The sequence below is a fragment of the Pseudomonas shirazica genome (genome assembly GCF_015168335.1).
GTDB classification, from domain to species: Bacteria; Pseudomonadota; Gammaproteobacteria; order Pseudomonadales; family Pseudomonadaceae; genus Aquipseudomonas; species Aquipseudomonas asiatica.
Map to the genome: position 1 here is coordinate 5223333 of NZ_CP063456.1, position 23054 is coordinate 5246386.

Consider the following 23054-nt stretch of genomic DNA (forward strand, 5'->3'; position numbering starts at 1 on the left):
CAGGCGAGCTTGCATGGCCAGCGTGCAGCAGGTGGCCTGACTATCTACCACCCGGGGCATGCCCGCCCGGGCACGAACCCGGGCGGCACGACGGCTTTATTCAGCCGGTTTCTTCAGCTTCGGGTTGGGGAAGAACTGCACCGTCTGTACCTTGGCCGGCGCGGCTTTCGGCTCCAGATGGTTGACCCGGGTGCCGAGCTCCTTCGGCACCGACAAGCCCTGCTCGTTGAGGGTGTCAGTAAAGCCGCAGGCCACGCACTCGCGGTGCGGTACGCCGTCTTCGTTCCACATCATCAGCTTGTCGGTCTCGCTGCACGCCGGGCATACCGCCCCGGCAATGAAGCGTTTCTTGGTCTTGTTCACGGCTACCTCGCTCATGCTGCAGCGTCCTCGCTCAGGCCACTATGGCGCAGCAAGGCATCGATGGAAGGCTCACGGCCACGGAAGTCGACGAACAGCTCCATCGGCTCGCGCGAACCACCACGTGCCAGGATCGCCTCGCGGAAGGCTCGGCCGGTTTCGGCATTCAGCACGCCTTCTTCCTCAAAGCGCGAGAAGGCGTCTGCCGACAGCACCTCGGCCCACTTGTAGCTGTAGTAGCCCGCCGCATAACCACCAGCAAAGATGTGCGCAAAGCTGTTGGGGAAGCAGTTGTACGCCGGTGGGCGCATGACAGACACCTCGTCGCGCACGCCTTCGAGCACCTGCAGCACGCTGCGGCCGTCGCCATGGGTTGCATGCAGCTCGAAGTCGAACAGCGAGAACTCCAACTGGCGTACCATCATCATGCCCGACTGGAAGTTCTTTGCCGCCAGCATCTTGTCCAGCAGGTCCTGGGGCAGGGGGGCGCCGGTTTCGTAGTGGGCGGAGATCAGTGCAAGGCCTTCCGGCTCCCAGCACCAGTTTTCCATGAACTGGCTCGGCAGTTCGACCGCGTCCCAGGCCACGCCGTTGATGCCGGATACACCGGCATGCTCGATGCGGGTCAGCATGTGGTGCAGACCGTGGCCGAACTCGTGGAACAAGGTGGTGACTTCATCGTGGGTCAAAAGCGCCGGCTTGCCGGGCGCGGCCGGGGTGAAGTTGCACACCAGGTTGGCCACGGGGCTCTGCAACTGGCCAGCGGCTGTGCGGCGACGGTCACGCGCGCCATCCATCCAGGCGCCGCCACGCTTGTTGGCGCGCGCGTAGAGGTCGAAGAAGAAGCGGCCGACGTGCTGGCCGTTTTCCTTGATCTCGAACAGGCGCACATCCGGGTGCCAGCTGTCGAAGCCCTTGAGCTCGGCAATCTCGATACCGTAAAGGCGCTGCACGATGCTGAACAGGCCACCCAGCACCTTGTCGATCGGGAAGTAGGCGCGCAGGGCTTCCTGCGACACGCTGTAGCGCTGCTCGCGCAGCTTCTCGCCGAAGTACCCGGCGTCCCAGCTGGCCAGCTCAGGGCAGCCCTGCTCGGCGGCATAAGCCTTGAGCTGCTCCAGGTCCTGGGCGGCGAACGGCTTGGACCGCTTGGCCAGGTCACGCAGGAAGCTCAGCACCTGGTCACTGGACTCGGCCATCTTGGTGGCCAGGCTAAGCTCCGCGTAGTTCTTGTAGCCCAGCAGTTCGGCCAGCTCCTGGCGCAGGTCAAGGATTTCCTGCATCACCGGGCCGTTGTCGAACTGGCCGGCATTCGGGCCCTGGTCCGAGGCGCGGGTGCAGTAGGCCGCGTATAGCTCTTCGCGCAGGGCGCGGTCGCTGGCGTAGGTCATCACCGCGTAGTAGCTGGGGAATTCCAGGGTGATCAGCCAGCCGTCGAGGCCCTTGGCCTGGGCGGCCGCGGCCATCTGCGCCTTGGCCGAATCGGTCAGGCCGGCCAGCGCGGCTTCGTCGGTAACATGCTTGGTCCAGGCCTGTGTGGCGTCGAGCAGCTGGTTGGAGAAACGGCTGCCCAGCTCGCTGAGCTTGCTCTGCACTTCGGCGTAGCGCTGCTGTTTATCCGCCGGCAGGTCGATACCCGACAGGCGGAAGTCCCGCAGGGCGTGCTCGAGGATAGTCTTTTGCGCCACATCGAAGCCGGCGGCTTCGGGGCTGTCGATCAGCGCCTGGTAGGCTTCGAACAGCGCACGGTTCTGGCCCAGTTCGGTAGAGTAGGCGCTAAGCGCCGGCAGGCAAGACTCGTAGGCTTCGCGCAGCTCAGCGCTGTTGCACACCGCATTGAGGTGGCTGACCGGGCTCCAGGCGGCGCCCAGGCGGTCATTCAGTTCGTCAATGGCCAGCACCAGGCCAGCCCAGGTAGGGTTCTTGCCCTGCTTTTCGAGGATCTCGGCAATGGCTTTACGGTTGTCGGCCAGGATCGCTTCGATCGCCGGCAACACGTGTTCGGCACGGATTTGCGAGAAGGGCGGCAGATCGTAGGACTGCAGAAGCGGGTTGTTCGCACTCACGGTTTGGATACCTTGGCAGAAGAAACACTGCCCCATCTTAATTACAATCGACGCCGACCGCAGCAGGCAGCCTGCCTATCGGCACAGATGAGAGACGCTATCATGGCCATCCGAAGCTTCCAGCAACACACTCCGAAAGTTGGGCCCAGGGCCTTCGTCGACCGATCGGCGGTAGTGCTGGGCGACGTGGAAATCGGTGAAGACAGCTCCGTATGGCCTTTGACTGTGATACGCGGCGACATGCACCGCATCCGCATCGGCGCGCGTACCAGCGTGCAGGATGGCAGCGTGCTGCACATTACCCATGCCGGCCCGTTCAACCCGGACGGCTTCCCGCTGATCATCGGTGACGAAGTGACCATCGGCCACAAGGTCATGTTGCATGGCTGCACCCTGGGCAACCGCATCCTGGTCGGCATGGGCAGCACTATCATGGACGGTGCCATCGTGGAGGACGAAGTGATCATCGGCGCCGGCAGCCTGGTGCCGCCGGGCAAGCGCCTGGTCAGTGGGTACCTGTACATGGGCAGCCCGGTGAAGCAGGCCCGGTTGCTGAACGACCAGGAACACGCATTTTTCGCCTACAGCGCCAGTAACTACGTGAAGCTCAAGGACCAGCACCTGGCCGAAGGCTACGACCAACCGGAATGACCGCATTCGCGGGTAAACCCGCTCCCACAGGTACGGCGCCGACCTCAGGCCCTGTGATATCCCTGTGGGAGCGGGTTTACCCGCGAAGAAGACCACGCAGCATTCAAAGTGGAACCCGCAAATGCACCAGCAAAACATCCTCTTCGACCTGGACGGCACCCTGACCGACCCGCGCCAGGGCATCACCCGCTCGATCCAGTATGCCCTGGCCAAACTGGGCATCGACGAGCCAGACCTGACCCGCCTCGAGCACTTCATCGGCCCACCCCTGCTGCAGGCCTTCATGCAGTTCTACAGCTTCGACGAAGCCAAGGCCTGGGATGCGGTGAACTTCTATCGGGAACGCTTCAGCGTCACCGGCCTGTACGAAAACCTGGTGTTCGAAGGTGTGCCGGAGCTGCTCGAGGCCCTGAGCGGGCAGGGTCGCACGCTGTACATCGCCACCTCCAAGCCGTGGAAGTTCGCCCGTGAAATCGCCCGACACTTCGCCTTCGACCACCACTTCAAGGTGATCTATGGCAGTGAACTGGATGGCACACGCACCAACAAGGTCGAACTGATTCGTCACCTGCTTGAGGAAGAAGGGCTGGACCCGGCGCAGACGCTGATGATCGGCGACCGCAAGCATGACCTGATCGGTGCGCGCAGCAATGGCTTGCAGGCGGTGGCGGTGGGGTACGGGTTTGGTAGCCAGGAAGAACTGATGGCGGAAGAGCCGGCCTACCACTTTGCTACCTTGGCCGAGATGCATCAGGCATTCCTCAAGGCTTGATGGCCATTGGGGCTGCTTTGCAGCCCATCGCCGGCAAGCCAGCTCCCACAGGGGTAGCACATGGCTTGAGGTCAATGCGGTCGAGGTGGGAGCTGGCTTGCCGGCGATGGGCCGCAAAGCGGCCCCAAAATCTCACCGGCTAACCATCAACCGCCGTAAGGCCGCCTTCCTCTCATCGATCGGCAACCGCCCCAATTGCTCGACCCGGTGATAAAAACGCTGCCAATCCCCGTCAACCTCACGGAACACCGCCGCAAACGCCGGTACCCACTGGTCATACAGCCCGAACGGCAGCAGCTTGGCATTGCTCATCGGCCCATACATCCAGGCGTCATAGCGCTTGTCACCACCCCACTGGGTATCACGCACTTGCCGGTATTCCCGCCTAAGCCGCTCGAACTCCGCCTGCTTGGCCGTCCGCTTCTGCGCATCATCCAGAGGCCCGGCATAAATAGCTTGCAACCGCTCGCGGCTGGCCAGCACCAAACGGATGAATTGCTCACGCTGCTGCCCCTGCTCCCCGCCAGAGGCAGCCAGGCCCCGCGCCACACGCCATTGCCGCGTGCCTTCCTGCTCGACGAAGGAGGCAAACGACTCGTTGAACTCGGTGTCGTCCTGCACATAGAAGCGCTGGTGGGCCAGTTCATGGAAGATCAGCGTGGCCAGGCGCTCGTCGCTCCAGCCCACCATCGACGACAGGATAGGGTCGTCGAACCAGCCCAGAGTCGAATAGGCCTCCACGCCGCCCACGTACACATCCATGCCGTCCTGGCGCATCAACGCCGCCGCCCCACGCGCCGCGCCTTGCTGGTAATAGCCGCGATAGGCCACACACCCTGCGATCGGGAAGCAGTGCGTCACTGGCTGCAACGACAGCTCGGGGGTGGCGAACACATTCCATACCACGTAGGGCCGGCCAAGGTCGGCGTACACCCGGTAGCTGCGGTTGTCCGGCAGCTTCAGCTGCTGGCTGGCAAATGCCCGCGCCTGCTTGGCGTGCTCCAGGCGCGCGCGCAATTGCGCTGAAGTGGCCGGGTTGGCCACTACCTGATCCACTGGCTGCCGTGCGCGTAGCAGCTGCCACTGGCCCTCGGCCAACTGCCCATAGTAGGCGGCGCTGCTGCAACCGTTCAGCAGGAGCACCGCCAGCAGGGGAACCAAACGGGTGAAAACAAGGTCGAGTGGCCCAGGGCCTGAGCGCTGCATAAGAATAAGTCGAAGCATCCGGGACTGTCTGACTCGCTCAAGGCCGATTCACTCCAAGACTATCTCGCCAAGGGGGAGTTTCGCCATGCGTGCACTGTTGGTCACCGGCTCACTGCTGCTGATATCCGCCTGTTCGACCTTGCCAGACCCGGACCCGAACCAGGCCTGGATCGACCTCACGCCCTACGACAACACCTCGCTGCACGCCGTGCAGGTAGATGAACGCGACTGGGCCGACAGCCGTTATTTCGAAGTACAGCCCGGCAGCCACGAGCTGACCGTGCGCTACCAGTTTCCGGTTACCCCCAGCAATATCGGCCCGGTCGAGGAGCCGTTGTGGCGGGATTGCCAGGTCAAACTGACCTTCAAGGATTTCAGTGCCGGCCAGCGCTACCAGCTGCAGGCTGGCAGCATCGGTTTCCGCCCCTGGATCAAACTCTACGACCATCAGCAAAAACTGGTTGGCCAGGGCTTGCCTGCAGGCTGCCAGCGCACCTGAAACGCACAAACGGCGCTATGCTTGTAGCCTATGAATCGCAAGTGGGAGTCTTGCCATGCGCCAGCCCATGATGCTGATCGCCCTCAGTGCACTGGGGGCATGCGCCAGCCCCTTGCCGCCCGTCGACCCCAAGCAGGCCTGGGTCGACCTGTATACCATGACTCCCGGCAGGGTGATCATGGCCGACCGCCTCGACGGCAAGCGCCTGGAAGATGGCCGTCACTTCCAGGTGACGCCGGGCAAGCACGAACTGGTAGTGCGCTTCGATTACGAGATATATGGGGGCGGCCTCATGACCCAGCCCCGGGATCGTACCTGTTACCTGACTGTTCGCTTTGACAACTTCAAGGCCGGTGAACGCTATCGCCTGGAGGCACGGGCGCCGGTGATGGAACCGCAGGTGCTGCTGTATGACGGCAGCCGCAAGGTGGTGGTGAACGAGCCTAGCGAGGTGTTCTGCATTCCTTGACCTGGGGCTGCTTTGCAGCCCATTCGCAGCGCAAGGCTGCTCCTACAGGAGATACGCGATCCCTGTAGGAGCGGCCTTGTGTCGCGATAGGGCCGCAAAGCGGCCCCCAAAATTCTGAACCTACCGATCATTCTTCTGATAAATGATCTTCTTGGTCCCGCCATCGCAGGTCCCGACGACCATGTTCTGGTCCTTGACCTCGCTGTTGGGCACGATCTCCAGGGTATAGGACGAAACCCCCTGGGCCTGGATCTTGGCCTCGATCTCGGCTTTGAGTTCCTCGCACGGCTTGACCGCCGCCACTGCAGATGTGGCGACCAGGGAAGCCAACACGGCGATTGCTACGCGAATCATGAAACGGCTCCTGAAAGGGCAGCGTGCTGCCGACGCTGTTTAGACTACAGCAAACCGCCCTCATTGCACTGCTTCAACCCACCAGCGCCGCATCCAGGCTGATCTTCGCGTTCAACACCTTGGACACCGGGCACCCGGCCTTGGCCTTGTCGGCGATCTGCAAGAACTGCGCTTCACTTGCACCGGGTACCTTGGCCCTCAGTACCAGATGCACCGCGGTAATGGCAAAGCCATCAGCTTGCTTGTCGAGTGTCACTTCGGCAGCGGTGTCGATCCTGTCCGGGGTGAACCCCGCTTCGCCCAGCATCATCGACAGCGCCATCGAGAAACAGCCGGCATGCGCCGCACCAATCAGCTCCTCCGGGTTGGTCCCGGGCGAGCCCTCGAAACGGGTGTTGAAGCCGTAGGGGTTCTGCTTGAGCGCGCCACTTTCGGTAGAAAGCAGGCCTTTGCCGTCCTTCAGGCCACCTTGCCAGATCGCCGATGCTGTCTTTTTCATGATGCCTCCTGGTCTCGGGTTACATGCTTATGGCTTCAGAGGTCAGCCGCCTACGGCAAGTTCAGAGCAATCGCACGGCAAGCATTGAATCCGTCGAATGTGCCCATACAGAGTTGAAAAGGCCTGTGGGCCAAACACCTTTGCGGAGGCTCCATGACGCAGCTGCGTGACCTGAAGATTTCCACCCTCGACCTGGTGCCGGTACGCGCCGACGCCGGCCCGGCGCAGTCGCTGCGCAACTCGCTGGACCTGGCGCAGCACGTCGAGCGCTTTGGCTACAACCGCTTCTGGGTAGCCGAGCACCACAACATGGACGGCATCGCCAGCTCGGCGACTTCGGTGCTGATCGGCTACCTGGCCGGGGGGACCTCGAGCATTCGCGTGGGCTCTGGCGGGGTCATGCTGCCCAACCATGCACCGCTGGTAATCGCCGAGCAGTTCGGCACCCTGGCCAGCCTGTACCCGGGGCGCATCGACCTGGGGTTGGGCCGCGCGCCAGGTTCCGACCAGATGACCGCCTACGCCCTGCGCCGCGACCGCGCCGGAGGCCCGGATGACTTCCCGGACGATGTCGAGGAACTGTCACGCTACCTCGGCCCGCGTACCGATGATCAAAAAGTGATCGCCGTGCCAGGGCACGATACCGAGGTGCCGATGTGGCTCCTCGGCTCCAGCCTGTTCAGCGCTCAACTGGCCGGCATGCGCGGCATGCCCTACGCCTTCGCCTCGCACTTTGCGCCGCGCTACATGCACGAGGCGATCCGCGTGTACCGCAACCACTTCAAGCCCTCGACCACATTGGACAAGCCGTATGTGATGTTGGGCATCCCCATGGTGGTGGCGGAAACCGACGAAAAGGCCGAGTACCTGGCCACTTCGGTGTACCAGCGCATCCTCGCGCTGATTCGCGGGCAGAGCCTGATGCAGAAGCCGCCTGTGGAAAGCATGGATGGGCTGTGGCTGCCCCATGAACGGGACGCGGTGGGTAGCTTCCTCGGCCTGGCGATGATTGGCAGCCCGCAGAAGGTGCGGGCCAAGGTGGAAGTACTGCTGGAGCAGACCGGGGCAGATGAGCTGATCTTCACCTGTGATTTGTATGAGCATGCGGACCGGATTCGGTCCTATGAACTGATGGCGCAGGCTCTCAAGACCGCGTGATCTTCTTCGCAGGCTTGCCCGCTCCCACAGGTACAGCGTCGCTCTCAGGCCTGTGATATGCCTGTGGGAGCGGGCGAGCCCGCGAAGAGGCCAGCATATTAGCCGCGGCGGTACACAATCTCCTTGGTACCAGCCTCGCAGCTGCCAATCACCTTGCCGGCCGGGTCGCCCTTGTCGACTATCTCCAGCTTGTAGCCGGTGACCCCCTTGGCATCCAGCTTGGCCGCAATCTCTGCCTTGAGCTCCTCGCACGGCTTGCCCGCCGCCAGCGCACCACCGGCCAGCGTCATCAGGCCCAGCGCCAGAATCAGTTTATTCATCACTCGCTTTCCTTGTGCAGATGAAATCAGAAAAGGCGCCCGCCAAGGCGCCCCCTCCCTAAATACCCCATCATGCCGGGCTCATCCAGCCCGGCAGTGTTTCAGCTATTGGCGATACGGAAGCCGACCTTCAGCGTGACCTGGAAATGCGCCGCCTTGTTGTCACGGATATGGCCACGGGTATCTATCACTTCGAACCACTCCAGGTGCTTGATGCTCTTGCCGGCTTCGGCCAGGGCATTGTTGATCGCCTCTTCGATGCTGGTGGTCGAAGACCCCACCAGCTCGATCTTCTTGTAGGTGTGATGATCGGTCATGAGCGCTCTCCTCGGATGATGGTGAGATTGAGCCTAGCAGCGCAGGCCTGGTTTACCTGCGAGCGGTCACCATTGACGAAAGTTCGATCGCACTTTCCCGCGGACCCAAGGTCGCAATCCTTACAGTCCATACTGCAAAGGAGAGTCAACATGCACCGCAATTCGCTGCGTAGAACGTCCCTGGAAAGCATGGAAGCGGAGATCGAGAGCCTTCTGAAAAGCCTGGAAAACCTCAAGCATGATGCGTCGGAGGAGTCCCAGAAATCGGTGAAGGCAATCCGCAGCAACGCCGAGAGTGCCCTGCGTCATTCGCGCCACCTGTTGAGCGATGCCTACGAGGAAGTGAAGCACCGCACCCGCCAGACCGGCATCGCCACCCGCGACTATGCCCAGGAACACCCGTACACAACTGCCGGCGTTGCCATTGGCGCGCTAGGCTTGCTGGCGGCGTACCTGATGTGCAAACGCAACTAAGCGCCCTGTCGCGCCAGCTCCGCCCTTAGCCACTGCGCCAACTGCTCGGCGCGCCCGTCCGCGGCGCGCCTGGGCACCCACAGCGCCAATGCCGCAGGGGTAGGTGAAAAGCCCCACGGCGCACTCAAACGGCCAGCTCGCAGGTCGTCAGCGACCAGCGGCTGCGGCGCAATCGCCACACCCAGCCCGGCCACGGCAGCTTCCAGCAGGTAATACAGGTGCTCGAAGGCCTGGCCATAGTGGAGGGCCGCCGGCTCCAAACCCTGTTCCAGCGCCCAGGTCGGCCAAGCCTGCGGGCGCGAGGTGGTGTGCAGCAAGGCTTCGTCCAGCAAGGCTTTGGCCGGCGCGCCATGCAAGCGCTCGAAACCGGCGAAATGCGGGCTAAGCACCGGCCCGATGCGCTCCTCGGCCAGTACATGCACCTGCATGTCCGTCGGCCACGGCGGCTCGGCGTAAACCAGCAGCGCATCCAACCCTGGCCGCCGTGGGTCCAGGTCGCCTTCACCGGCCGACAGGTGCAGACGCAGTTCAGGTAAATCCGCCTGCAGCCGCCCCAATCGCGGGATGAACCAGCGCGCCAGCAGGCTGCCCGAGCAGCCCAGCACGAATGGCGCCTCGCTGACGTCGTGGCTGAGCTCGGCGCACACGCTGCGCAGGCGATCGAAGGCTTCGCCACTGGCATCGCGCAGACGTACGCCGGCATCTGTGAGTTTGATGCCACGCCCGTCCTTCACGAACAGCGCTACGCCCAGGTGCTCTTCAAGTACCTTGATCTGCCGGCTGACGGCGCCATGGGTGACGTGCAGCGCTTCGGCCGCCTGGCTGACGCTGTTGAGACGAGCGGTGGCCTCGAAAGCCCGAAGGGCGTTGAGGGGAGGGAGATCGTGGGCCATTTTACCTGTGAGTTTTTCTGACAAGTTTGCGCAATCTTATCGGTTTTCAGCTGGGCTTGCCGTGGTTAGAGTAAAGCCCATCACTCATTCATTACGCCCTGGAGCGCCCCCATGACCCAGTCCCAATACCGCCCCGGCCCCGACGCCAATGGCCTGTTCGGCTCGTTCGGCGGCCGCTACGTGGCCGAAACCCTGATGCCACTGGTGCTGGACCTGGCCCGCGAATACGAAGCGGCCAAGGCAGACCCCAAGTTCCTCGAAGAGCTGGCCTACTTCCAGCGCGACTACATCGGCCGCCCCAACCCGCTGTACTTCGCCGAGCGCCTGACCGAGCACTGCGGCGGCGCCAAGATCTTCTTCAAGCGTGAAGAGCTCAACCACACCGGCGCGCACAAGGTGAACAACTGCATCGGCCAGGTGCTGCTGGCCAAGCGCATGGGCAAGAAGCGCCTGATCGCAGAAACCGGCGCCGGCATGCACGGCGTGGCCACCGCCACCGTCGCTGCCCGCTTCGGCCTGCCTTGCGTGATCTACATGGGCGCCACCGACATCGAGCGCCAGCAGGCTAACGTGTTCCGCATGAAGCTGCTGGGCGCCGAAATCGTCCCGGTCACTGCCGGCACCGGCACCCTGAAGGACGCCATGAACGAGGCCCTGCGCGACTGGGTCACCAACGTCGAAGACACCTTCTACCTGATCGGCACCGTGGCCGGCCCGCACCCGTACCCGGCCATGGTCCGCGACTTCCAGTCGATCATCGGCAAGGAAACCCGCGCCCAGTTGCAAGAGAAGGAAGGGCGCCTGCCAGACAGCCTGGTTGCCTGCGTCGGTGGTGGCTCCAACGCCATGGGCCTGTTCCATGAGTTTCTCGAAGAGCCAAGCGTGCAGATCATCGGCGTCGAAGCCGGTGGCCACGGCGTGCACACCGACAAGCACGCCGCCAGCCTGAACGGCGGCGTACCGGGCGTGCTGCACGGCAACCGCACCTACCTGCTGCAGGACGAAGACGGTCAGATCACCGACGCCCACTCGATTTCCGCCGGCCTGGACTACCCGGGCATCGGCCCGGAGCACGCTTACCTGCACGAAGTGAAGCGTGTCGAGTACGTCAGCATCACCGACGACGAAGCGCTGGATGCTTTCCACGCCACCTGCCGCCTGGAAGGCATCATCCCGGCCCTGGAAAGCTCCCACGCCCTGGCCGAGGCGATCAAGCGCGCACCGAAGCTGCCCAAGGACCACCTGATGGTCGTGTGCCTGTCGGGCCGCGGCGACAAAGACATGCAAACCGTCATGAACCACATGGCCGCCCAGGAGAAACAGGCATGAGCCGTCTTGAACAACGCTTCGCCGAGCTGAAGGCCGAAGGCCGCTCGGCACTGGTCACCTTTGTCACCGCGGGCGACCCGGGCTATGACGCCTCGCTGCAGATCCTCAAGGGCCTGCCGGCAGCCGGTGCCGACGTGATCGAACTGGGCATGCCGTTCACCGACCCGATGGCCGACGGCGTGGCCATCCAGCTGGCCACCCTGCGTGCCCTGGAAGCCGGCCAGACCCTGGCCAAGACCCTGCAGATGGTTCGCGAATTCCGTGTGGATAACCAGGCCACACCGATTGTGTTGATGGGCTACTACAACCCGATCCACCGCTTTGGCGTGGAAAAGTTCGTGGCCGAAGCCAAGCAAGCGGGTGTAGATGGCCTGATCATCGTCGACCTGCCGCCAGAGCACGACGCCGAACTGGCAACCCCGGCCCAGGCAGCGGGTATCGACTTTATCCGCCTGACCACCCCGACCACCGACGACGCGCGCCTGCCGCGCGTGCTGGAGCGCAGCTCCGGGTTCGTCTACTACGTGTCGGTGGCCGGTGTGACCGGCGCCGGCTCGGCGACCACCGAGCACGTGACCGAAGCCATTGCCCGCCTGCGTCGGTATACCGACCTGCCAATCAGCGTTGGTTTCGGTATTCGTACGCCGGAGCAGGCTGCGGCCATTGCCCGTCTGTCGGACGGCGTAGTGGTGGGCTCGGCGCTGGTCGACAAGATTGCCCAGGCCAAGAGTGCCGAGCAGGCAGTCAACAATGTATTGAGCCTGTGCTCGGCACTGGCTGAAGGGGTGCGCGGCGCCCGCCGTTAAACCGCGTCGCCTTCATCGCCGGCAAGCCAGCTCCCACAGGTACAGCGCCGCCCTCAGGCCCTGTGATATCCCTGTGGGAGCTGGCTTGCCGGCGATGAGGCCAGTACAGACTATGAAGAACTAGCCCCCAAACATCGACAGATCCAGCGGCCGCACCGCCCCCATCCAGATCGCATGGTCACGGTGGTCCGCCAGTTCATCCCCGGTCAGCGGGTGCATGAACACCACCAACCCCTTCCGATACAGCGCCAACCACGGCAGCACCACCCCCACAAACTCCGGCTCGAAGGCCAGCTGGCAGCTCCAGTCCGGGTGCGGCCCCACCGGTTTCTGGTGCATGCGCCCCATGGTCACGGGAAACAGCCGCGCCGCTTCCTCACACAGCTCACGGGCCTGGTCCATGGTCGCTGCGTCGTAGTAAACGTGGGCGTGATAACCCTTGATCCTCTGCACGATAACTCCTGATTGCGGTCCAAACATCACCACCTGCAAAGGGAGTGATGCAGTGAAAAACGCCGAAACCCCAGTGTTCAAACTGGTCCTGTTCGGGCCAGAAAGCAGCCTGGGCAACGCCCTGATGGTAGAGCTGCTGTCGCGCCAGCACGAAGTCACCGCCGTGGTCGACGACCTTAATCGCCATGCGCCGCGCCCCGGCCTGCATTTCAAGATAGGCGGGCTGGGCAATGCCGACCAGGCGGAGCAGGGCGCGGCAGGCGGGTCGGCAGTAATTGCCCTGTTGTCGACGCTGGCGCCGGGCGATCTGCCCAGGCAAGCCCGCATGAGCGAGGCGCTGGTGGCGGGGCTGAAGCGTACAACTATACGCCGGCTGTTGCTGGTGGGCGATTTCGATGTGCTGGATAAGCCGGGCAAGTACAGCGAGGCGGAGCGGGAGTGTGTGGACCAGGTGGTGGACGGGTTACAGCGCAGTGCCTTGCACTGGACGCTGATCAATGCCCCGCAGGAACTGGCCGGGTTGGGGATGGAGCATTTTCGCAGCACTGAAGGTACGCTGGAGCCGGGGTTGGCCGAGCCGTTGCGGTACCTGGCCAGGGTCGCGGCAGGGATGGTGGATATGCTGGAGCTGGATTTGCACCGGGGCGAGCATCTGAACTTTGTGGTCTAGATTGCCGGGGCTGCTGTGCAGCCCATCGCCGGCAAGCCAGCTCCCACAGGGACGGTGCCATGCTCCAGGCTTGTACAGCACCTGTGGGAGCTGGCTTGCCGGCGATGGGCCGCAAAGCGGCCCCGGGGATGTCATAGGCTGCGCTCGCGCTCCAGCCAATCCACAAACCGCTCGATCAAAGCCCCACGCCGCTTGCGTGGTGGCAGCACCGCGTAATACCCGCGCGCCGAGCGCAAACTCCCCTCCAACGGCCGGCATAGCAACCCTTGCTCCACCAGCCCATCCACCAGGTGCCCCCAGCCAATCGCCACCCCTTGCCCGGCAATCGCCGCCTGGATCAGCAACGTATAGTTATCAAACCTCAACTGCCCGGCCGGTGGCGGGCTGGCCACACCAAACCCGCGAAACACCCCTGCCCAATCAAACCAGCGGCTAGCCTGCTCTCCCTTCAAGTGCAGCAAGGGCAATCGTTGCAAAGCCACGGCTGACAAGGGTTTGCCATGAATCAGCCGGGGGCTGCACACCAGAAAAACCTCCTCATCGAATAGCCAGCGGCTCTCGCCCTGGTGAAAGCGCCCGTCGCCAAACAGCACCGCCACATCGATGTCCGGGCGCAACATGCCCTGGCTGCGCTCACCGGTCACCAGGCTCACGTCCACCTGTGGATAAGCCTCGTGAAAACGCTGCAGCCGTGGCATCAGCCAGAACGCCGCAAAGGCGAAGTCGGTAGCCACCTGCAGCACTTCCCTCTGGCCGCGCCCACTGGCCTGGGCAATGCCGTCCTCCATGGCCTGCAGGCCCTGGTGCACCTGTTCGAACAGCACCTGGCCGGCCTCGGTCAGCTCGATACCCCGGTAAATGCGGTCGAACAACCGCGTGCCCAGCTGTGCCTCCAGCCGTTTGACTTGCTGGCTCACCGCCGGCTGCGTGGTGCCCAGCTCCAGTGCCGCAGCGGTAAAGCCACGCAACCGTGCGGCAGCCTCGAACACGCGCAGTGTATCCAGCGACAACTTGGCAAGGTGGTCAAACATAAGCAGGGCTAATCCCAGTCATTGCCCGCCATGGGCTTTACCCATGTTATCCACAGTCGCATCTTGATAGGCAAGCGGTTCGCATAACCCTCAACGATGGAAGCCACCATGACGCGCCCGAATATCCTGTTCATCATGGCAGACCAGATGGCCGCGCCCTTGCTGCCGATCTACGCCTCTTCGCCGATCCAGATGCCGCACCTGAGCCGCCTTGCCGAACAGGCGGTGGTTTTCGACTCGGCTTACTGCAACAGCCCGTTGTGCGCACCGTCGCGCTTCACTCTGGTCAGCGGCCAGCTGCCCAGCCGCATCGGTGCCTACGACAATGCCGCCGACTTCCCTGCCGATGTACCGACCTATGCCCATTACCTGCGCCGTCTGGGTTACCGCACCGCGCTGTCGGGCAAGATGCACTTCTGCGGGCCGGACCAGCTGCATGGCTACGAAGAACGCCTGACCAGCGATATCTACCCGGCCGACTACGGCTGGGCGGTGAACTGGGATGAGCCGGACGTGCGCCCGAGCTGGTATCACAACATGTCCTCGGTGCTGCAGGCCGGCCCGTGCGTGCGCACCAACCAGCTGGATTTCGACGAAGAAGTGGTATTCAAGGCGCGCCAGTACCTGTACGACCATGTGCGCGAAAACGATGGCCGGCCATTCTGCCTGACCGTGTCGATGACCCACCCGCACGACCCATACACCATCCCCAGGCGCTATTGGGATCGCTACGAGGGTGTGGATATCCCCATGCCCCGCGCCGAACTGGGCCAGGCAGAGCTTGACCCGCACTCGCAACGCCTGCTGAAGGTCTACGACCTGTGGAACAAGCCGCTGCCTGTGAACAAGATCCGTGACGCCCGCCGTGCCTACTTCGGCGCCTGCAGCTATATCGACGACAACATCGGCCTGCTGCTGCAAACCCTGGAGGAATGCAACCTGGCTGACGACACCCTGATCGTGTTCTCCGGCGACCACGGTGACATGCTCGGCGAGCGCGGCCTCTGGTACAAGATGCACTGGTTCGAGATGTCGGCGCGGGTGCCTCTGCTGGTGCACGCGCCGAAGCACTTCGCGCCAGCCAGGGTCAGCGCTTCGGTGTCTACCTGCGACCTGCTGCCGACCCTGGTCGAGCTGGCCGGTGGTGCTGTGGATAACCACCTGCATCTGGATGGCCGCTCGCTGGTCGGCCATCTGCAAGGGCAGGGCGGCCATGACGAAGTGATCGGCGAGTACATGGCCGAAGGCACCGTCGGCCCGCTGATGATGATCCGCCGCGGGCCGTACAAGTTCGTGTACAGCGAAGACGACCCATGCCTACTCTATGACCTGAGCCGCGACCCGCACGAGCGGGAGAACCTAACCGGCAGCCCGGAACACCAGGCGCTGCTGCAGGCATTTGTCGATGAAGCACAGCAGCGTTGGGATATCCCCAGCCTGCGCCAGCAGGTTCTGGCCAGCCAGCGGCGCCGCCGCCTGGTGGCCGAGGCGCTGGCCGTCGGCAAGCTGAAAAGCTGGGACCACCAACCGCTGGTGGACGCCAGCCAACAGTACATGCGCAACCACATCGATCTCGACGACCTCGAGCGCAAGGCACGTTATCCACAGCCCGCCCCCCTGGATTGAGAAGAGAGGCCGCCATGCACAAGTTCTCCGCCGCCGTGTTCGCCCTGGCCCTGAGCCTGGGTACCGCCACGGCCCACGCCGCCGACAGCGACGCGCAATGCACCACCGTGAAGATGGCCGACCCCGGCTGGAGCGACATCGCAACGACCAACGCCTTGGCCCGCGTGCTTCTGGAAAGCCTGGGTTACCAGGTGAAAATCGACAGCCTGGCCGTTCCGATCATCTACGGCGGCCTCAAGGATGGCCGCGTCGATGCCTTCCTCGGTAACTGGATGCCGGCGCAGCAGGGCTTTCATGACAAGTTCATCGCAAATGGCGATGTGCAGCAGCTTTCGCGCAATCTGGAAGGAACCGAGTTCACCTTGGCAGTGCCCGACTATGTGTGGAATGCCGGAGTGAAGGATTTCGCCGACTTGCAGAAGCACGCCGACCAGTTCGACAAGAAGCTGTACGGGATTGGTTCCGGGGCACCGGCCAACCTGTCGTTGAAGGAAATCATCGACAAGAATGAATTCAACCTCGGCCAGTGGAAACTGGTGGAGTCCAGCGAGCAGGCGATGCTGGCACAGGTCGACCGGGCGGTGAAGAAACAACAGTTCATCACCTTCCTCGGCTGGACCCCGCACCCGATGAACGTGAAGCTGAAGATGCATTACCTGAGCGGCGGGGAGAAGTGGTTTGGCAGCAAGGGCGAGGTGTATACCCTGACCCGCAAGGGTTATCCACAAGCCTGCCCGAATGCGGCCAAGCTGCTGGGCAACCTGAAGTTCACGCTGGACATGGAAAACACCATCATGGCCGAAGTTGTGGACAAGAAGATCAGCTTCGATGATGCGGCCAAGGCTTGGCTGAAGGCGCACCCCGAGTTGCTGGAAGGGTGGTTGGCCGGGGTGACGACCAAGGCCGATGGCAATGCGCTGGAGGCGGTCAAAGCCAAACTGTAACCTCACAAGCAAACCTCTATCCCTGTGGGAGCGGGTTCACCCGCGAATGCGACGGTAGATTCACTGCAGCATTCGCGGGTAAACCCGCTCCCACAGGGGACAGTGCAATTTCAGGATTGTGGATAACCCATGCATCGCCTCACTCACCTGCTGCCCTTCCTCTCCTGGCTCCCCCGCCAATCGGGCCGCAGCCTGCGCCAGGACCTGCTGGTGGGCCTGAGCGGTGCAATCCTCGCCCTGCCGCAATCCATCGCCTATGCCCTGATCGCCGGCCTGCCGGCCGAGTACGGGCTGTACGCCGCCATCGTGCCAGTGCTGATCGCCTGCCTGTGGGGCTCGTCCTGGCACCTGATCTGCGGCCCGACCGCTGCCATCTCCATCGTCCTCTACGCCAGTATCAGCCCGCTGGCCGTTGCCGGCAGCGCCGACTATGTCACCTTGGTGCTGCTGCTGACCTTCCTCGGCGGCATCTTCCAGTTGCTGCTGGGGCTTTTGCGCTTCGGCGCACTGGTCAATTTCGTCTCCCATTCCGTGGTGCTCGGCTTCACCCTGGGCGCCGCTGTCGTCATTGCCCTGGGCCAGCTGCCCAACCTGCTGGGCATGGACCTGCCAAGCCAGGCCACGGCGCTGAAGACCGTGCAGGACCTGGCCAGCCATGCCGGCGAGGTCGACCTGCCTTCCTTGGTTCTGGGCCTGGCCACAGTGGTGATCGGCGTGGTCTTCAAGCTCTGGCGCCCACGCTGGCCCAGCCTGTTGATAAGCCTGATTTTGGTAAGCCTGCTGGCCTGGCTGCTGCCCGGGTTCTTTGGCCATGTGCCGCGTGTGCCGACATTCACCGGCCAGCTGCCACCCTTCAGCCCGCTGCCCTTGCTGGATGTGGAACTGATCCTGCGCCTGCTGCCCAGCGCCGTGGCAGTGGGCATGCTCGGGCTGGTCACCAGCCTGTCGATCGCCCGCTCGTTATCGGCGCGTTCGGAGCAGTTGATCGACGCAGACCAGGAAATACGCGCACAGGGCCTGTCGAACATCGTCGGTGCGTTTTTCTCCGGTTACCTGTCTTCCGGCTCATTCACCCGCTCCGGGCTGAGCTACGACGCCGGCGCCCGCTCGCCCATGGCCGGGGTATTCTCGGCGCTGTGGGTGGCGGTGTTCGCCGTTGCCGGGGCCGGGCTGATTGCGCACCTGCCGATTCCGGCCATGGCCGGCAGCATCCTGCTGATCTGCTGGGGGTTGGTGGACCACCAGGGGATTCGTGCGCTGTTCCGGGTCAGCCGCTCGGAGTTCCTGGTAATGGCGCTGACGGCGGCAGCGACCTTGTTGCTGGAGCTGCAGACGGCGATCTATGCCGGAGTGCTGGCGTCGCTGTTCTTCTATCTGAAGCGCACCTCGCGACCACGGGTGCAACAAAGCCGTGAAGGGGAGGCGGACGTGCTGCGGGTGGGCGGGTCGATCTTCTTTGGTGCGGCGCATTACCTGCAGGTGCGCTTGCAGCGCTGCCAGGGGCCGCATGTTGTTATCGATGCGCGGCAGGTGAACTTCATCGATTACTCGGGTGTGGATATGTTGCACCGCGAGGCGCGGCGGTTGCGGCGGGCAGGGGGGAGTCTGACCCTGCACCGGGCCAGGCCGCAGGTGATCGAGGAGTTGCAGAAGCTGGAAGGGGTGGAGCTTTGTCCGATCCGGTTTGAAGAGTGATGTTGGGTTGAGATTTTTGGGGCTGCTGCGCAGCCCATCGCGACGCAAGGCCGCTCCTACACCGACCGCGCAAAGCCTGCTGACGCGGTCCCCTGTAGGAGCGGCCTTGTGTCTCAGCCGCGAGCCAGCTGCCGGCGCAACTCAGCCAACACTGGCGCCGTATCCGGCCGCACCCCACGCCAGATAAAGAAAGCCTCAGCCGCCTGCTCAGCCAGCATCCCCAGCCCATCCAGCACCTTGGCCGCCCCCAGCTTCTCGGCCCACTGGCAAAACGGCGTAGGCTCCTTGCCATACATCATGTCGTAGCAAACCGTGCGCCCCGCCTCGACCAGGCTGTCGGCGATCGGCGGCAACTCACCGGCCAGGCTCGCCGAGGTGGCATTGATGATCACATCCACCGGTTCCTGCAACCAGGCAAACCCGCTGGCCACCACCGGCCCCAGTTCATCGAACTCACGCGCCAGCTGCTCAGCCTTTTCCACGGTACGGTTGGCAATCACCAGCGACTGCGGCTTGTGCGCCAGGATCGGCTCCAGCACGCCACGTACCGCGCCACCAGCACCCAGGATCAGAATGCGTTTGCCCGCCAGCTCGACCCCAGCATTCACCGTCAGGTCGCGCACAAGGCCAGCGCCATCGGTGTTGTCGCCCTGCAGTGTGCCATCGGCCAGCTTGCTTAGCGTGTTCACCGCACCAGCGCGCCGGGCACGCGGGGTCAGGCTGTCGCACAGGCGGTAGGCCTCTTCCTTGAACGGCACGGTGACGTTGCCGCCGCGGCCTTGCTTGAAGAAGCCGCGCGCGCAGTCGCTGAACTCGTCCAGCGGCGCCAGCAGGGTGGCGTATTCCAGGTCCTGGCCGGTCTGTTCGGCGAACAGGCGATGGATCAGCGGCGACTTGCTGTGGCCGATGGGGTTACCAAAAACGACGTACTGGTCCATGACGGCTCCTTGATTATCCACAGGCTTACTGGCCGAGCCAGTCGCGGTCCTGCAGGAAGTACTCGGTCAGGCGTGCTTCTTCGCTGCCGGGCGCGGCCTTCCAGTCGTAGCCCCAGCGCACCTGCGGCGGCAGCGACATGAGGATGGACTCGGTGCGACCGCCGGACTGCAGGCCGAACAAGGTGCCACGGTCGTAGACCAGGTTGAACTCCACGTAGCGGCCACGGCGATACTCCTGGAACTCGCGCTGCTGCGGCGTGTAGGGCGTGCCCTTGCGGCGCTGGACGATCGGCAGGTAGGCGTTGACGTAGGCGTCGCCAATGGCGCGGATGAAGGCGAAGCAGGTGTCGAAGTCCCACTCGTTCAGGTCATCGAAGAACAACCCACCAATGCCGCGTGGCTCGCCACGGTGCTTGAGGTGGAAGTAGCGGTCGCACCAGGCCTTGTAGCGCGGGTACACGTCGGCGCCGAACGGCGCGCAGGCCTGCTCGGCCACACGGTGCCAGTGGATGCAGTCTTCTTCATTGCCGTAGTACGGAGTCAGGTCGAAGCCGCCGCCGAACCACCAGACAGCCTCTTCACCTTCCTTTTCGGCGATGAAGAAGCGCACGTTGGCGTGGGAAGTGGGCACATGCGGGTTGTGCGGGTGGATCACCAGCGACACGCCCAAGGCCTCGAAGCCACGGCCCGCCAGCTCGGGGCGGTGAGCACTGGCCGACGGCGGCAGACCGGCGCCGAACACGTGGGAGAAGTTGACCCCGCCTTTTTCGATCACCTTGCCATCGCCGATCACCCGCGTGCGGCCCCCGCCACCGGCTTCGCGCACCCATGCGTCCTCGACGAAGCGGGCGCCGCCGTCTTCTGTTTCGAGGGCAGAGCAGATGCGGTCTTGCAGGTCGAGCAGGTAGGCTTTCACGGCCTCGGTGCGGCTAGTCATCGGGTCACCAGGAACGGGCAGGGAAGAATTCGCCGCGTAGCATACCACCCCCAGCCCGCGCGCCGCAGTTGACGGCGATCAAGCAAAGGCGTCCGATAGAAGGTCTTTCCCGACCCATACGACAGGAGTGCGAGATGGCCAAGCGTATCCAGTTCAGCCAGCATGGCGGCCCGGAAGTGCTGCAGTTTGTGGAATTCGAACCAGCCCCGCCAGGGCCACAGCAGGTGCGTGTACGTAACCATGCGATCGGCCTGAACTTCATCGATACCTACTTCCGCAGCGGTCTGTATGCACCGCCATCCCTGCCTTCAGGGCTGGGCACTGAAGCGGCTGGCGTGGTCGAGGCCGTGGGCGAGGGTGTGACCCGGCTGAAAGTGGGTGACCGCGTGGCCCATGCCGGCGGCCCGTTGGGCGCGTATAGCGAGGTGCATACGCTGCCGGAAGCCAACTTGGTGAAGCTGCCCGACAACATCAGCTTCGAGCAGGCAGCGGCGGTGATGCTCAAGGGTTTGACCGTGCAGTACCTGCTGAAGCAGACCTATGAGGTGAAGGCAGGTGACGTGATCCTGTTCCACGCAGCAGCTGGCGGCGTGGGTTCGTTGGCGTGCCAGTGGGCCAAGGCCTTGGGCGCCAAGCTGATCGGTACCGTGAGTTCTGCCGAGAAGGCCGAACGGGCCAAGGCGCTTGGGGCGTGGGCGACCATCGACTATAGCCGTGAGGACGTAGCCAAGCGGGTGCTGGAGCTGACCGACGGCAAGAAATGCCCGGTGGTGTATGACGGTGTGGGTGCCGACACCTGGCTGACCTCGCTGGACTGCCTGCAGCCGCGCGGGTTGATGGTGAGCTTTGGCAATGCCTCGGGGGCGGTGAGCGGGGTGAACCTGGGGATTCTGGCGCAGAAAGGGTCGCTGTATGTGACCCGCCCGACGTTGGCGACCTATGCCAACAATGCCGAGAATACCCAGGCCATGGCCGATGACCTGTTTGCGATGATCGGCAGTGGCAAGCTGGTTGTGGATATCCAACAGCGGTATCCGCTCAGCGAGGCGGCCAAGGCACAGGCGGAGCTGTCGGCTCGGCGGACTGTGGGTTCCACAATTCTGCTTCCTTGAGTTCACTCCCACAGGTACTGCACCGATCTTAAGTGCAGTGCCATCCCTGTGGGAGCGGGCATGCCCGCGAAGCAAGCACCGCGGTGCATGGCACCGGCTGCGCCGGTGTTCGCGGGCGAACCCGCTCCCACAGGTACTGCGTCGGCCTTGAACAGGGCGCTATGCCTGTGGAGGACGGGTGGTTGGTATCGACTCGATACCATCGAGAATCGCCTCCACCAATCCCTCCGCCAATTCAATGGAATGCAGGCTCGACCAATACATGCCACGGCCTTCTTCGCGCAGGTACTCGAGGGCTTTCGAGCCCGTTTCGTAGGCGCCTCGCAGATACAGAGCTACATGAACCAAGGCGTCCTCGGCGGAAATGTTCGGGTTTACGGTGAACAGCGGTTCGTGGCCGGCATCGCAGCGGCCGAAGGGGCGGGTGGATGTGCAGGGTAGGGGTGGATCGGGGACAATCTTCTTCATCACTAGATCTCGCTTCATGGCACCACCCAGTCGTTACCACACGAATAGGTGGCAGCTGTACGCAGGGTGGTAAACCGGGTGGGAGATCTAAAACCCAGCAGGCACGAAGCCTCCTGCGAACAGCCGCCATGGACTGCCAAGATCACCCAGAACCCGGGTTACCACACCCGATCGCCAAGTTATTCGGCGACGGCTGAAGACTAAGGGCGGAGGTTCCCACTGAGAAGGTGATGGCAGGGGACGCGGCTCGTAGGATATTTCCCAAGCCGCAAGCTGGACAGGCATTCGAGACAAAATCAGAAAAATCCGCGGGGACTTGGCCCTGACCTGTGGGAGCGGGCATGCCCGCGAACACGGGCGAAGCCCGTGCCAGACACCACGTTGGATTCTTCGCGGGCTCGCCCGCTCCCACAGGAGGTCGCGGCCAGGCCTGTGGATATGTATCAGCCCGGGCGAACGACTTCGCCAGTGGCCAGGTTGCGAATCACACTAGGGTTCTTCCTTCCACCCAACGCCCCCCCCAGCACGAGATCCAGCTGACCATGGAAGTACTGCTCCACCCGCAACCGGGTCTTAGCCGCCGGGCGCCCGCCCGGGTTGCACGAAGTGGAAATCAACGGCCCCACCAACGCACACAGCTCACGTACCACCGGGTGGTCACTGACCCGCAGTGCCACGGTGTCATGTTGCCCTGTAACCCATTCGGGCAACAGGTCCTGGTGCGGCACCAGCCAGGTGTTCGGCCCCGGCCAGGTGCTGCCCATGCGGTCGATCCAGTCTTCGGGGAAGTCCTCGAACAAGAAGTCGAACTGGCGGATGTTGTCGGCTACCAGGATCAGGCCTTTATCCACAGGCCGCGACTTCAGCGCCAGCAGGCGATACACCGCGTCCTCGTTCCACGGGTCGCAGCCCAGGCCCCAGACCGCTTCCGTCGGATAGGCGATCACTGCGCCCGCCCGGATCTCACGTGCGGCTTGTTGCACACGAAAACTGCTCACCATTTCTGT

At 63.5% G+C, this 23054-nt stretch carries 27 protein-coding genes; 13 read left to right on the forward strand and 14 right to left on the reverse strand.

The annotated features are described in order from the left end of the window. Positions 1-96 precede the first annotated feature (96 nt). Positions 97-378: a YheV family putative zinc ribbon protein gene (locus tag IMX18_RS24065; RefSeq protein WP_013970292.1), complete on the reverse strand. Its 282-nt coding sequence runs from the start codon at positions 376-378 to the stop codon at positions 97-99. Then, the gene (gene prlC / locus IMX18_RS24070) at positions 375-2426 is read right to left on the reverse strand and encodes an oligopeptidase A (RefSeq protein ID WP_225903915.1); all 2052 of its coding nucleotides are present in this window, start codon (positions 2424-2426) and stop codon (positions 375-377) included. Before prlC ends, IMX18_RS24065 begins: the two co-directional genes overlap by 4 nt. Positions 2427-2528: 102 nt before the next feature. Here prlC and IMX18_RS24075 point away from each other — a divergent pair, with 102 nt between their 5' ends. Both IMX18_RS24075 and IMX18_RS24080 read left to right on the forward strand, forming a co-directional pair. Then, positions 2529-3077, forward strand: a complete 549-nt coding sequence (locus IMX18_RS24075) for a gamma carbonic anhydrase family protein (protein ID WP_003261048.1) — start codon at positions 2529-2531, stop codon at positions 3075-3077. Between the two features lie 121 nt (positions 3078-3198). Next, positions 3199-3849 (forward strand): HAD family hydrolase, encoded by a 651-nt coding sequence (locus tag IMX18_RS24080; RefSeq protein ID WP_061550182.1) that lies wholly within the window; start codon positions 3199-3201, stop codon positions 3847-3849. Between the two features lie 132 nt (positions 3850-3981). Here IMX18_RS24080 and IMX18_RS24085 read toward each other — a convergent pair whose 3' ends face one another. Beyond that, a complete protein-coding gene (locus IMX18_RS24085; protein WP_100413583.1) occupies positions 3982-5055 on the reverse strand; it encodes an aminopeptidase in 1074 nt (357 codons plus the stop codon). Between the two features lie 85 nt (positions 5056-5140). Between IMX18_RS24085 and IMX18_RS24090 the strand changes: the two genes are divergently transcribed. After that, positions 5141-5554 carry a PA0061/PA0062 family lipoprotein gene (locus IMX18_RS24090; protein WP_015268455.1) on the forward strand — a complete coding sequence of 138 codons (414 nt, stop codon included), beginning with the start codon at positions 5141-5143 and terminating at the stop codon, positions 5552-5554. Positions 5555-5609: 55 nt separating this feature from the next. Then, positions 5610-6023 carry a DUF2057 domain-containing protein gene (locus tag IMX18_RS24095; RefSeq protein WP_217190013.1) on the forward strand — a complete coding sequence of 138 codons (414 nt, stop codon included), beginning with the start codon at positions 5610-5612 and terminating at the stop codon, positions 6021-6023. A gap of 120 nt (positions 6024-6143) precedes the next feature. Here IMX18_RS24095 and IMX18_RS24100 read toward each other — a convergent pair whose 3' ends face one another. After that, a complete protein-coding gene (locus tag IMX18_RS24100) occupies positions 6144-6377 on the reverse strand; it encodes a DUF1161 domain-containing protein (RefSeq protein ID WP_015268454.1) in 234 nt (77 codons plus the stop codon). Between the two features lie 73 nt (positions 6378-6450). Further along, positions 6451-6876 carry an OsmC family protein gene (locus IMX18_RS24105; protein ID WP_013970285.1) on the reverse strand — a complete coding sequence of 142 codons (426 nt, stop codon included), beginning with the start codon at positions 6874-6876 and terminating at the stop codon, positions 6451-6453. A gap of 153 nt (positions 6877-7029) precedes the next feature. Here IMX18_RS24105 and IMX18_RS24110 point away from each other — a divergent pair, with 153 nt between their 5' ends. Continuing rightward, the gene (locus tag IMX18_RS24110) at positions 7030-8034 is read left to right on the forward strand and encodes an LLM class flavin-dependent oxidoreductase (RefSeq protein ID WP_015268453.1); all 1005 of its coding nucleotides are present in this window, start codon (positions 7030-7032) and stop codon (positions 8032-8034) included. Positions 8035-8132: 98 nt separating this feature from the next. Here the strand turns inward: IMX18_RS24110 and IMX18_RS24115 are convergent, their stop codons facing one another. Together IMX18_RS24115 and IMX18_RS24120 are read right to left on the reverse strand one after the other, a co-directional pair. Further along, positions 8133-8354, reverse strand: a complete 222-nt coding sequence (locus IMX18_RS24115; RefSeq protein WP_003261041.1) for a DUF1161 domain-containing protein — start codon at positions 8352-8354, stop codon at positions 8133-8135. A gap of 101 nt (positions 8355-8455) precedes the next feature. Beyond that, positions 8456-8671, reverse strand: a complete 216-nt coding sequence (locus IMX18_RS24120; protein WP_013970282.1) for a dodecin — start codon at positions 8669-8671, stop codon at positions 8456-8458. A 150-nt stretch (positions 8672-8821) separates the two neighbouring features. On the opposite strand from IMX18_RS24120, the gene IMX18_RS24125 reads away from it, so the two are divergent. Further along, the gene (locus IMX18_RS24125) at positions 8822-9145 is read left to right on the forward strand and encodes an ElaB/YgaM/YqjD family protein (RefSeq protein ID WP_003261039.1); all 324 of its coding nucleotides are present in this window, start codon (positions 8822-8824) and stop codon (positions 9143-9145) included. Here IMX18_RS24125 and IMX18_RS24130 read toward each other — a convergent pair. After that, on the reverse strand, positions 9142-10038 hold the full coding sequence (locus IMX18_RS24130; RefSeq protein ID WP_015268452.1) for a LysR family transcriptional regulator: 897 nt from the start codon (positions 10036-10038) through the stop codon (positions 9142-9144). The two genes, IMX18_RS24125 and IMX18_RS24130, sit on opposite strands and share 4 nt — an antisense overlap. A gap of 111 nt (positions 10039-10149) precedes the next feature. On the opposite strand from IMX18_RS24130, the gene trpB reads away from it, so the two are divergent. Together trpB and trpA are read left to right on the forward strand one after the other, a co-directional pair. Further along, the gene (trpB, locus tag IMX18_RS24135; protein WP_015268451.1) at positions 10150-11367 is read left to right on the forward strand and encodes a tryptophan synthase subunit beta; all 1218 of its coding nucleotides are present in this window, start codon (positions 10150-10152) and stop codon (positions 11365-11367) included. Then, complete coding sequence (trpA, locus tag IMX18_RS24140) at positions 11364-12173, forward strand: tryptophan synthase subunit alpha (protein WP_217190012.1); 810 nt, start codon at positions 11364-11366, stop codon at positions 12171-12173. Before trpB ends, trpA begins: the two co-directional genes overlap by 4 nt. A gap of 120 nt (positions 12174-12293) precedes the next feature. On the opposite strand, the gene IMX18_RS24145 is transcribed toward trpA, so the two are convergent. Beyond that, positions 12294-12626: a DOPA 4,5-dioxygenase family protein gene (locus tag IMX18_RS24145; protein WP_054572544.1), complete on the reverse strand. Its 333-nt coding sequence runs from the start codon at positions 12624-12626 to the stop codon at positions 12294-12296. Between the two features lie 52 nt (positions 12627-12678). Between IMX18_RS24145 and IMX18_RS24150 the strand changes: the two genes are divergently transcribed. Continuing rightward, positions 12679-13296 (forward strand): NAD(P)-dependent oxidoreductase, encoded by a 618-nt coding sequence (locus IMX18_RS24150; protein ID WP_054572543.1) that lies wholly within the window; start codon positions 12679-12681, stop codon positions 13294-13296. 131 nt (positions 13297-13427) lie between these two features. On the opposite strand, the gene IMX18_RS24155 is transcribed toward IMX18_RS24150, so the two are convergent. Further along, the gene (locus IMX18_RS24155) at positions 13428-14327 is read right to left on the reverse strand and encodes a choline sulfate utilization transcriptional regulator (protein WP_217190011.1); all 900 of its coding nucleotides are present in this window, start codon (positions 14325-14327) and stop codon (positions 13428-13430) included. Between the two features lie 108 nt (positions 14328-14435). Here IMX18_RS24155 and betC point away from each other — a divergent pair, with 108 nt between their 5' ends. The 3 genes from betC to IMX18_RS24170 all read left to right on the forward strand — a co-directional run bounded on the left by betC (position 14436) and on the right by IMX18_RS24170 (position 18592). Beyond that, entirely contained in the window at positions 14436-15953 is a 1518-nt protein-coding gene (gene betC, locus IMX18_RS24160) for a choline-sulfatase (protein ID WP_015268445.1), read from the forward strand. Positions 15954-15967: 14 nt separating this feature from the next. After that, the gene (choX, locus tag IMX18_RS24165; RefSeq protein ID WP_054572541.1) at positions 15968-16897 is read left to right on the forward strand and encodes a choline ABC transporter substrate-binding protein; all 930 of its coding nucleotides are present in this window, start codon (positions 15968-15970) and stop codon (positions 16895-16897) included. Between the two features lie 129 nt (positions 16898-17026). Then, positions 17027-18592, forward strand: a complete 1566-nt coding sequence (locus tag IMX18_RS24170; protein ID WP_015268443.1) for a SulP family inorganic anion transporter — start codon at positions 17027-17029, stop codon at positions 18590-18592. 113 nt (positions 18593-18705) lie between these two features. On the opposite strand, the gene aroE is transcribed toward IMX18_RS24170, so the two are convergent. Further along, positions 18706-19530 (reverse strand): shikimate dehydrogenase, encoded by an 825-nt coding sequence (gene aroE, locus IMX18_RS24175; protein WP_015268442.1) that lies wholly within the window; start codon positions 19528-19530, stop codon positions 18706-18708. Positions 19531-19555: 25 nt separating this feature from the next. Further along, on the reverse strand, positions 19556-20467 hold the full coding sequence (gene hemF / locus IMX18_RS24180) for an oxygen-dependent coproporphyrinogen oxidase (protein WP_085721391.1): 912 nt from the start codon (positions 20465-20467) through the stop codon (positions 19556-19558). Between the two features lie 134 nt (positions 20468-20601). Here hemF and IMX18_RS24185 point away from each other — a divergent pair, with 134 nt between their 5' ends. After that, positions 20602-21579: an NADPH:quinone reductase gene (locus tag IMX18_RS24185; RefSeq protein ID WP_013970270.1), complete on the forward strand. Its 978-nt coding sequence runs from the start codon at positions 20602-20604 to the stop codon at positions 21577-21579. 159 nt (positions 21580-21738) lie between these two features. On the opposite strand, the gene IMX18_RS24190 is transcribed toward IMX18_RS24185, so the two are convergent. Together IMX18_RS24190 and tsaC are read right to left on the reverse strand one after the other, a co-directional pair. Next, positions 21739-22047 (reverse strand): hypothetical protein, encoded by a 309-nt coding sequence (locus tag IMX18_RS24190; RefSeq protein ID WP_031324379.1) that lies wholly within the window; start codon positions 22045-22047, stop codon positions 21739-21741. Positions 22048-22490: 443 nt separating this feature from the next. Beyond that, positions 22491-23048 carry an L-threonylcarbamoyladenylate synthase type 1 TsaC gene (gene tsaC, locus IMX18_RS24195; protein WP_015268440.1) on the reverse strand — a complete coding sequence of 186 codons (558 nt, stop codon included), beginning with the start codon at positions 23046-23048 and terminating at the stop codon, positions 22491-22493. Positions 23049-23054 lie beyond the last annotated feature (6 nt).

Excerpts from the sequence above, each read along its gene's own strand:
- choX (WP_054572541.1), top strand. The coding sequence starts at position 15,968 with ATGCACAAGTTCTCCGCCGCCGTGTTCGCCCTGGCCCTGAGCCTGGGT.
- trpB (WP_015268451.1), top strand. The coding sequence starts at position 10,150 with ATGACCCAGTCCCAATACCGCCCCGGCCCCGACGCCAATGGCCTGTTC.
- IMX18_RS24190 (WP_031324379.1), bottom strand. The coding sequence starts at position 22,047 with ATGAAGAAGATTGTCCCCGATCCACCCCTACCCTGCACATCCACCCGC.
- IMX18_RS24105 (WP_013970285.1), bottom strand. The coding sequence starts at position 6,876 with ATGAAAAAGACAGCATCGGCGATCTGGCAAGGTGGCCTGAAGGACGGC.
- IMX18_RS24110 (WP_015268453.1), top strand. The coding sequence starts at position 7,030 with ATGACGCAGCTGCGTGACCTGAAGATTTCCACCCTCGACCTGGTGCCG.
- IMX18_RS24085 (WP_100413583.1), bottom strand. The coding sequence starts at position 5,055 with ATGCAGCGCTCAGGCCCTGGGCCACTCGACCTTGTTTTCACCCGTTTG.
- aroE (WP_015268442.1), bottom strand. The coding sequence starts at position 19,530 with ATGGACCAGTACGTCGTTTTTGGTAACCCCATCGGCCACAGCAAGTCG.
- IMX18_RS24170 (WP_015268443.1), top strand. The coding sequence starts at position 17,027 with ATGCATCGCCTCACTCACCTGCTGCCCTTCCTCTCCTGGCTCCCCCGC.
- IMX18_RS24115 (WP_003261041.1), bottom strand. The coding sequence starts at position 8,354 with ATGAATAAACTGATTCTGGCGCTGGGCCTGATGACGCTGGCCGGTGGT.
- hemF (WP_085721391.1), bottom strand. The coding sequence starts at position 20,467 with ATGACTAGCCGCACCGAGGCCGTGAAAGCCTACCTGCTCGACCTGCAA.
- betC (WP_015268445.1), top strand. The coding sequence starts at position 14,436 with ATGACGCGCCCGAATATCCTGTTCATCATGGCAGACCAGATGGCCGCG.
- IMX18_RS24125 (WP_003261039.1), top strand. The coding sequence starts at position 8,822 with ATGCACCGCAATTCGCTGCGTAGAACGTCCCTGGAAAGCATGGAAGCG.
- IMX18_RS24155 (WP_217190011.1), bottom strand. The coding sequence starts at position 14,327 with ATGTTTGACCACCTTGCCAAGTTGTCGCTGGATACACTGCGCGTGTTC.
- IMX18_RS24090 (WP_015268455.1), top strand. The coding sequence starts at position 5,141 with ATGCGTGCACTGTTGGTCACCGGCTCACTGCTGCTGATATCCGCCTGT.
- IMX18_RS24080 (WP_061550182.1), top strand. The coding sequence starts at position 3,199 with ATGCACCAGCAAAACATCCTCTTCGACCTGGACGGCACCCTGACCGAC.
- tsaC (WP_015268440.1), bottom strand. The coding sequence starts at position 23,048 with ATGGTGAGCAGTTTTCGTGTGCAACAAGCCGCACGTGAGATCCGGGCG.
- IMX18_RS24065 (WP_013970292.1), bottom strand. The coding sequence starts at position 378 with ATGAGCGAGGTAGCCGTGAACAAGACCAAGAAACGCTTCATTGCCGGG.
- IMX18_RS24100 (WP_015268454.1), bottom strand. The coding sequence starts at position 6,377 with ATGATTCGCGTAGCAATCGCCGTGTTGGCTTCCCTGGTCGCCACATCT.
- IMX18_RS24120 (WP_013970282.1), bottom strand. The coding sequence starts at position 8,671 with ATGACCGATCATCACACCTACAAGAAGATCGAGCTGGTGGGGTCTTCG.
- trpA (WP_217190012.1), top strand. The coding sequence starts at position 11,364 with ATGAGCCGTCTTGAACAACGCTTCGCCGAGCTGAAGGCCGAAGGCCGC.
- IMX18_RS24130 (WP_015268452.1), bottom strand. The coding sequence starts at position 10,038 with ATGGCCCACGATCTCCCTCCCCTCAACGCCCTTCGGGCTTTCGAGGCC.
- IMX18_RS24095 (WP_217190013.1), top strand. The coding sequence starts at position 5,610 with ATGCGCCAGCCCATGATGCTGATCGCCCTCAGTGCACTGGGGGCATGC.
- IMX18_RS24185 (WP_013970270.1), top strand. The coding sequence starts at position 20,602 with ATGGCCAAGCGTATCCAGTTCAGCCAGCATGGCGGCCCGGAAGTGCTG.
- IMX18_RS24075 (WP_003261048.1), top strand. The coding sequence starts at position 2,529 with ATGGCCATCCGAAGCTTCCAGCAACACACTCCGAAAGTTGGGCCCAGG.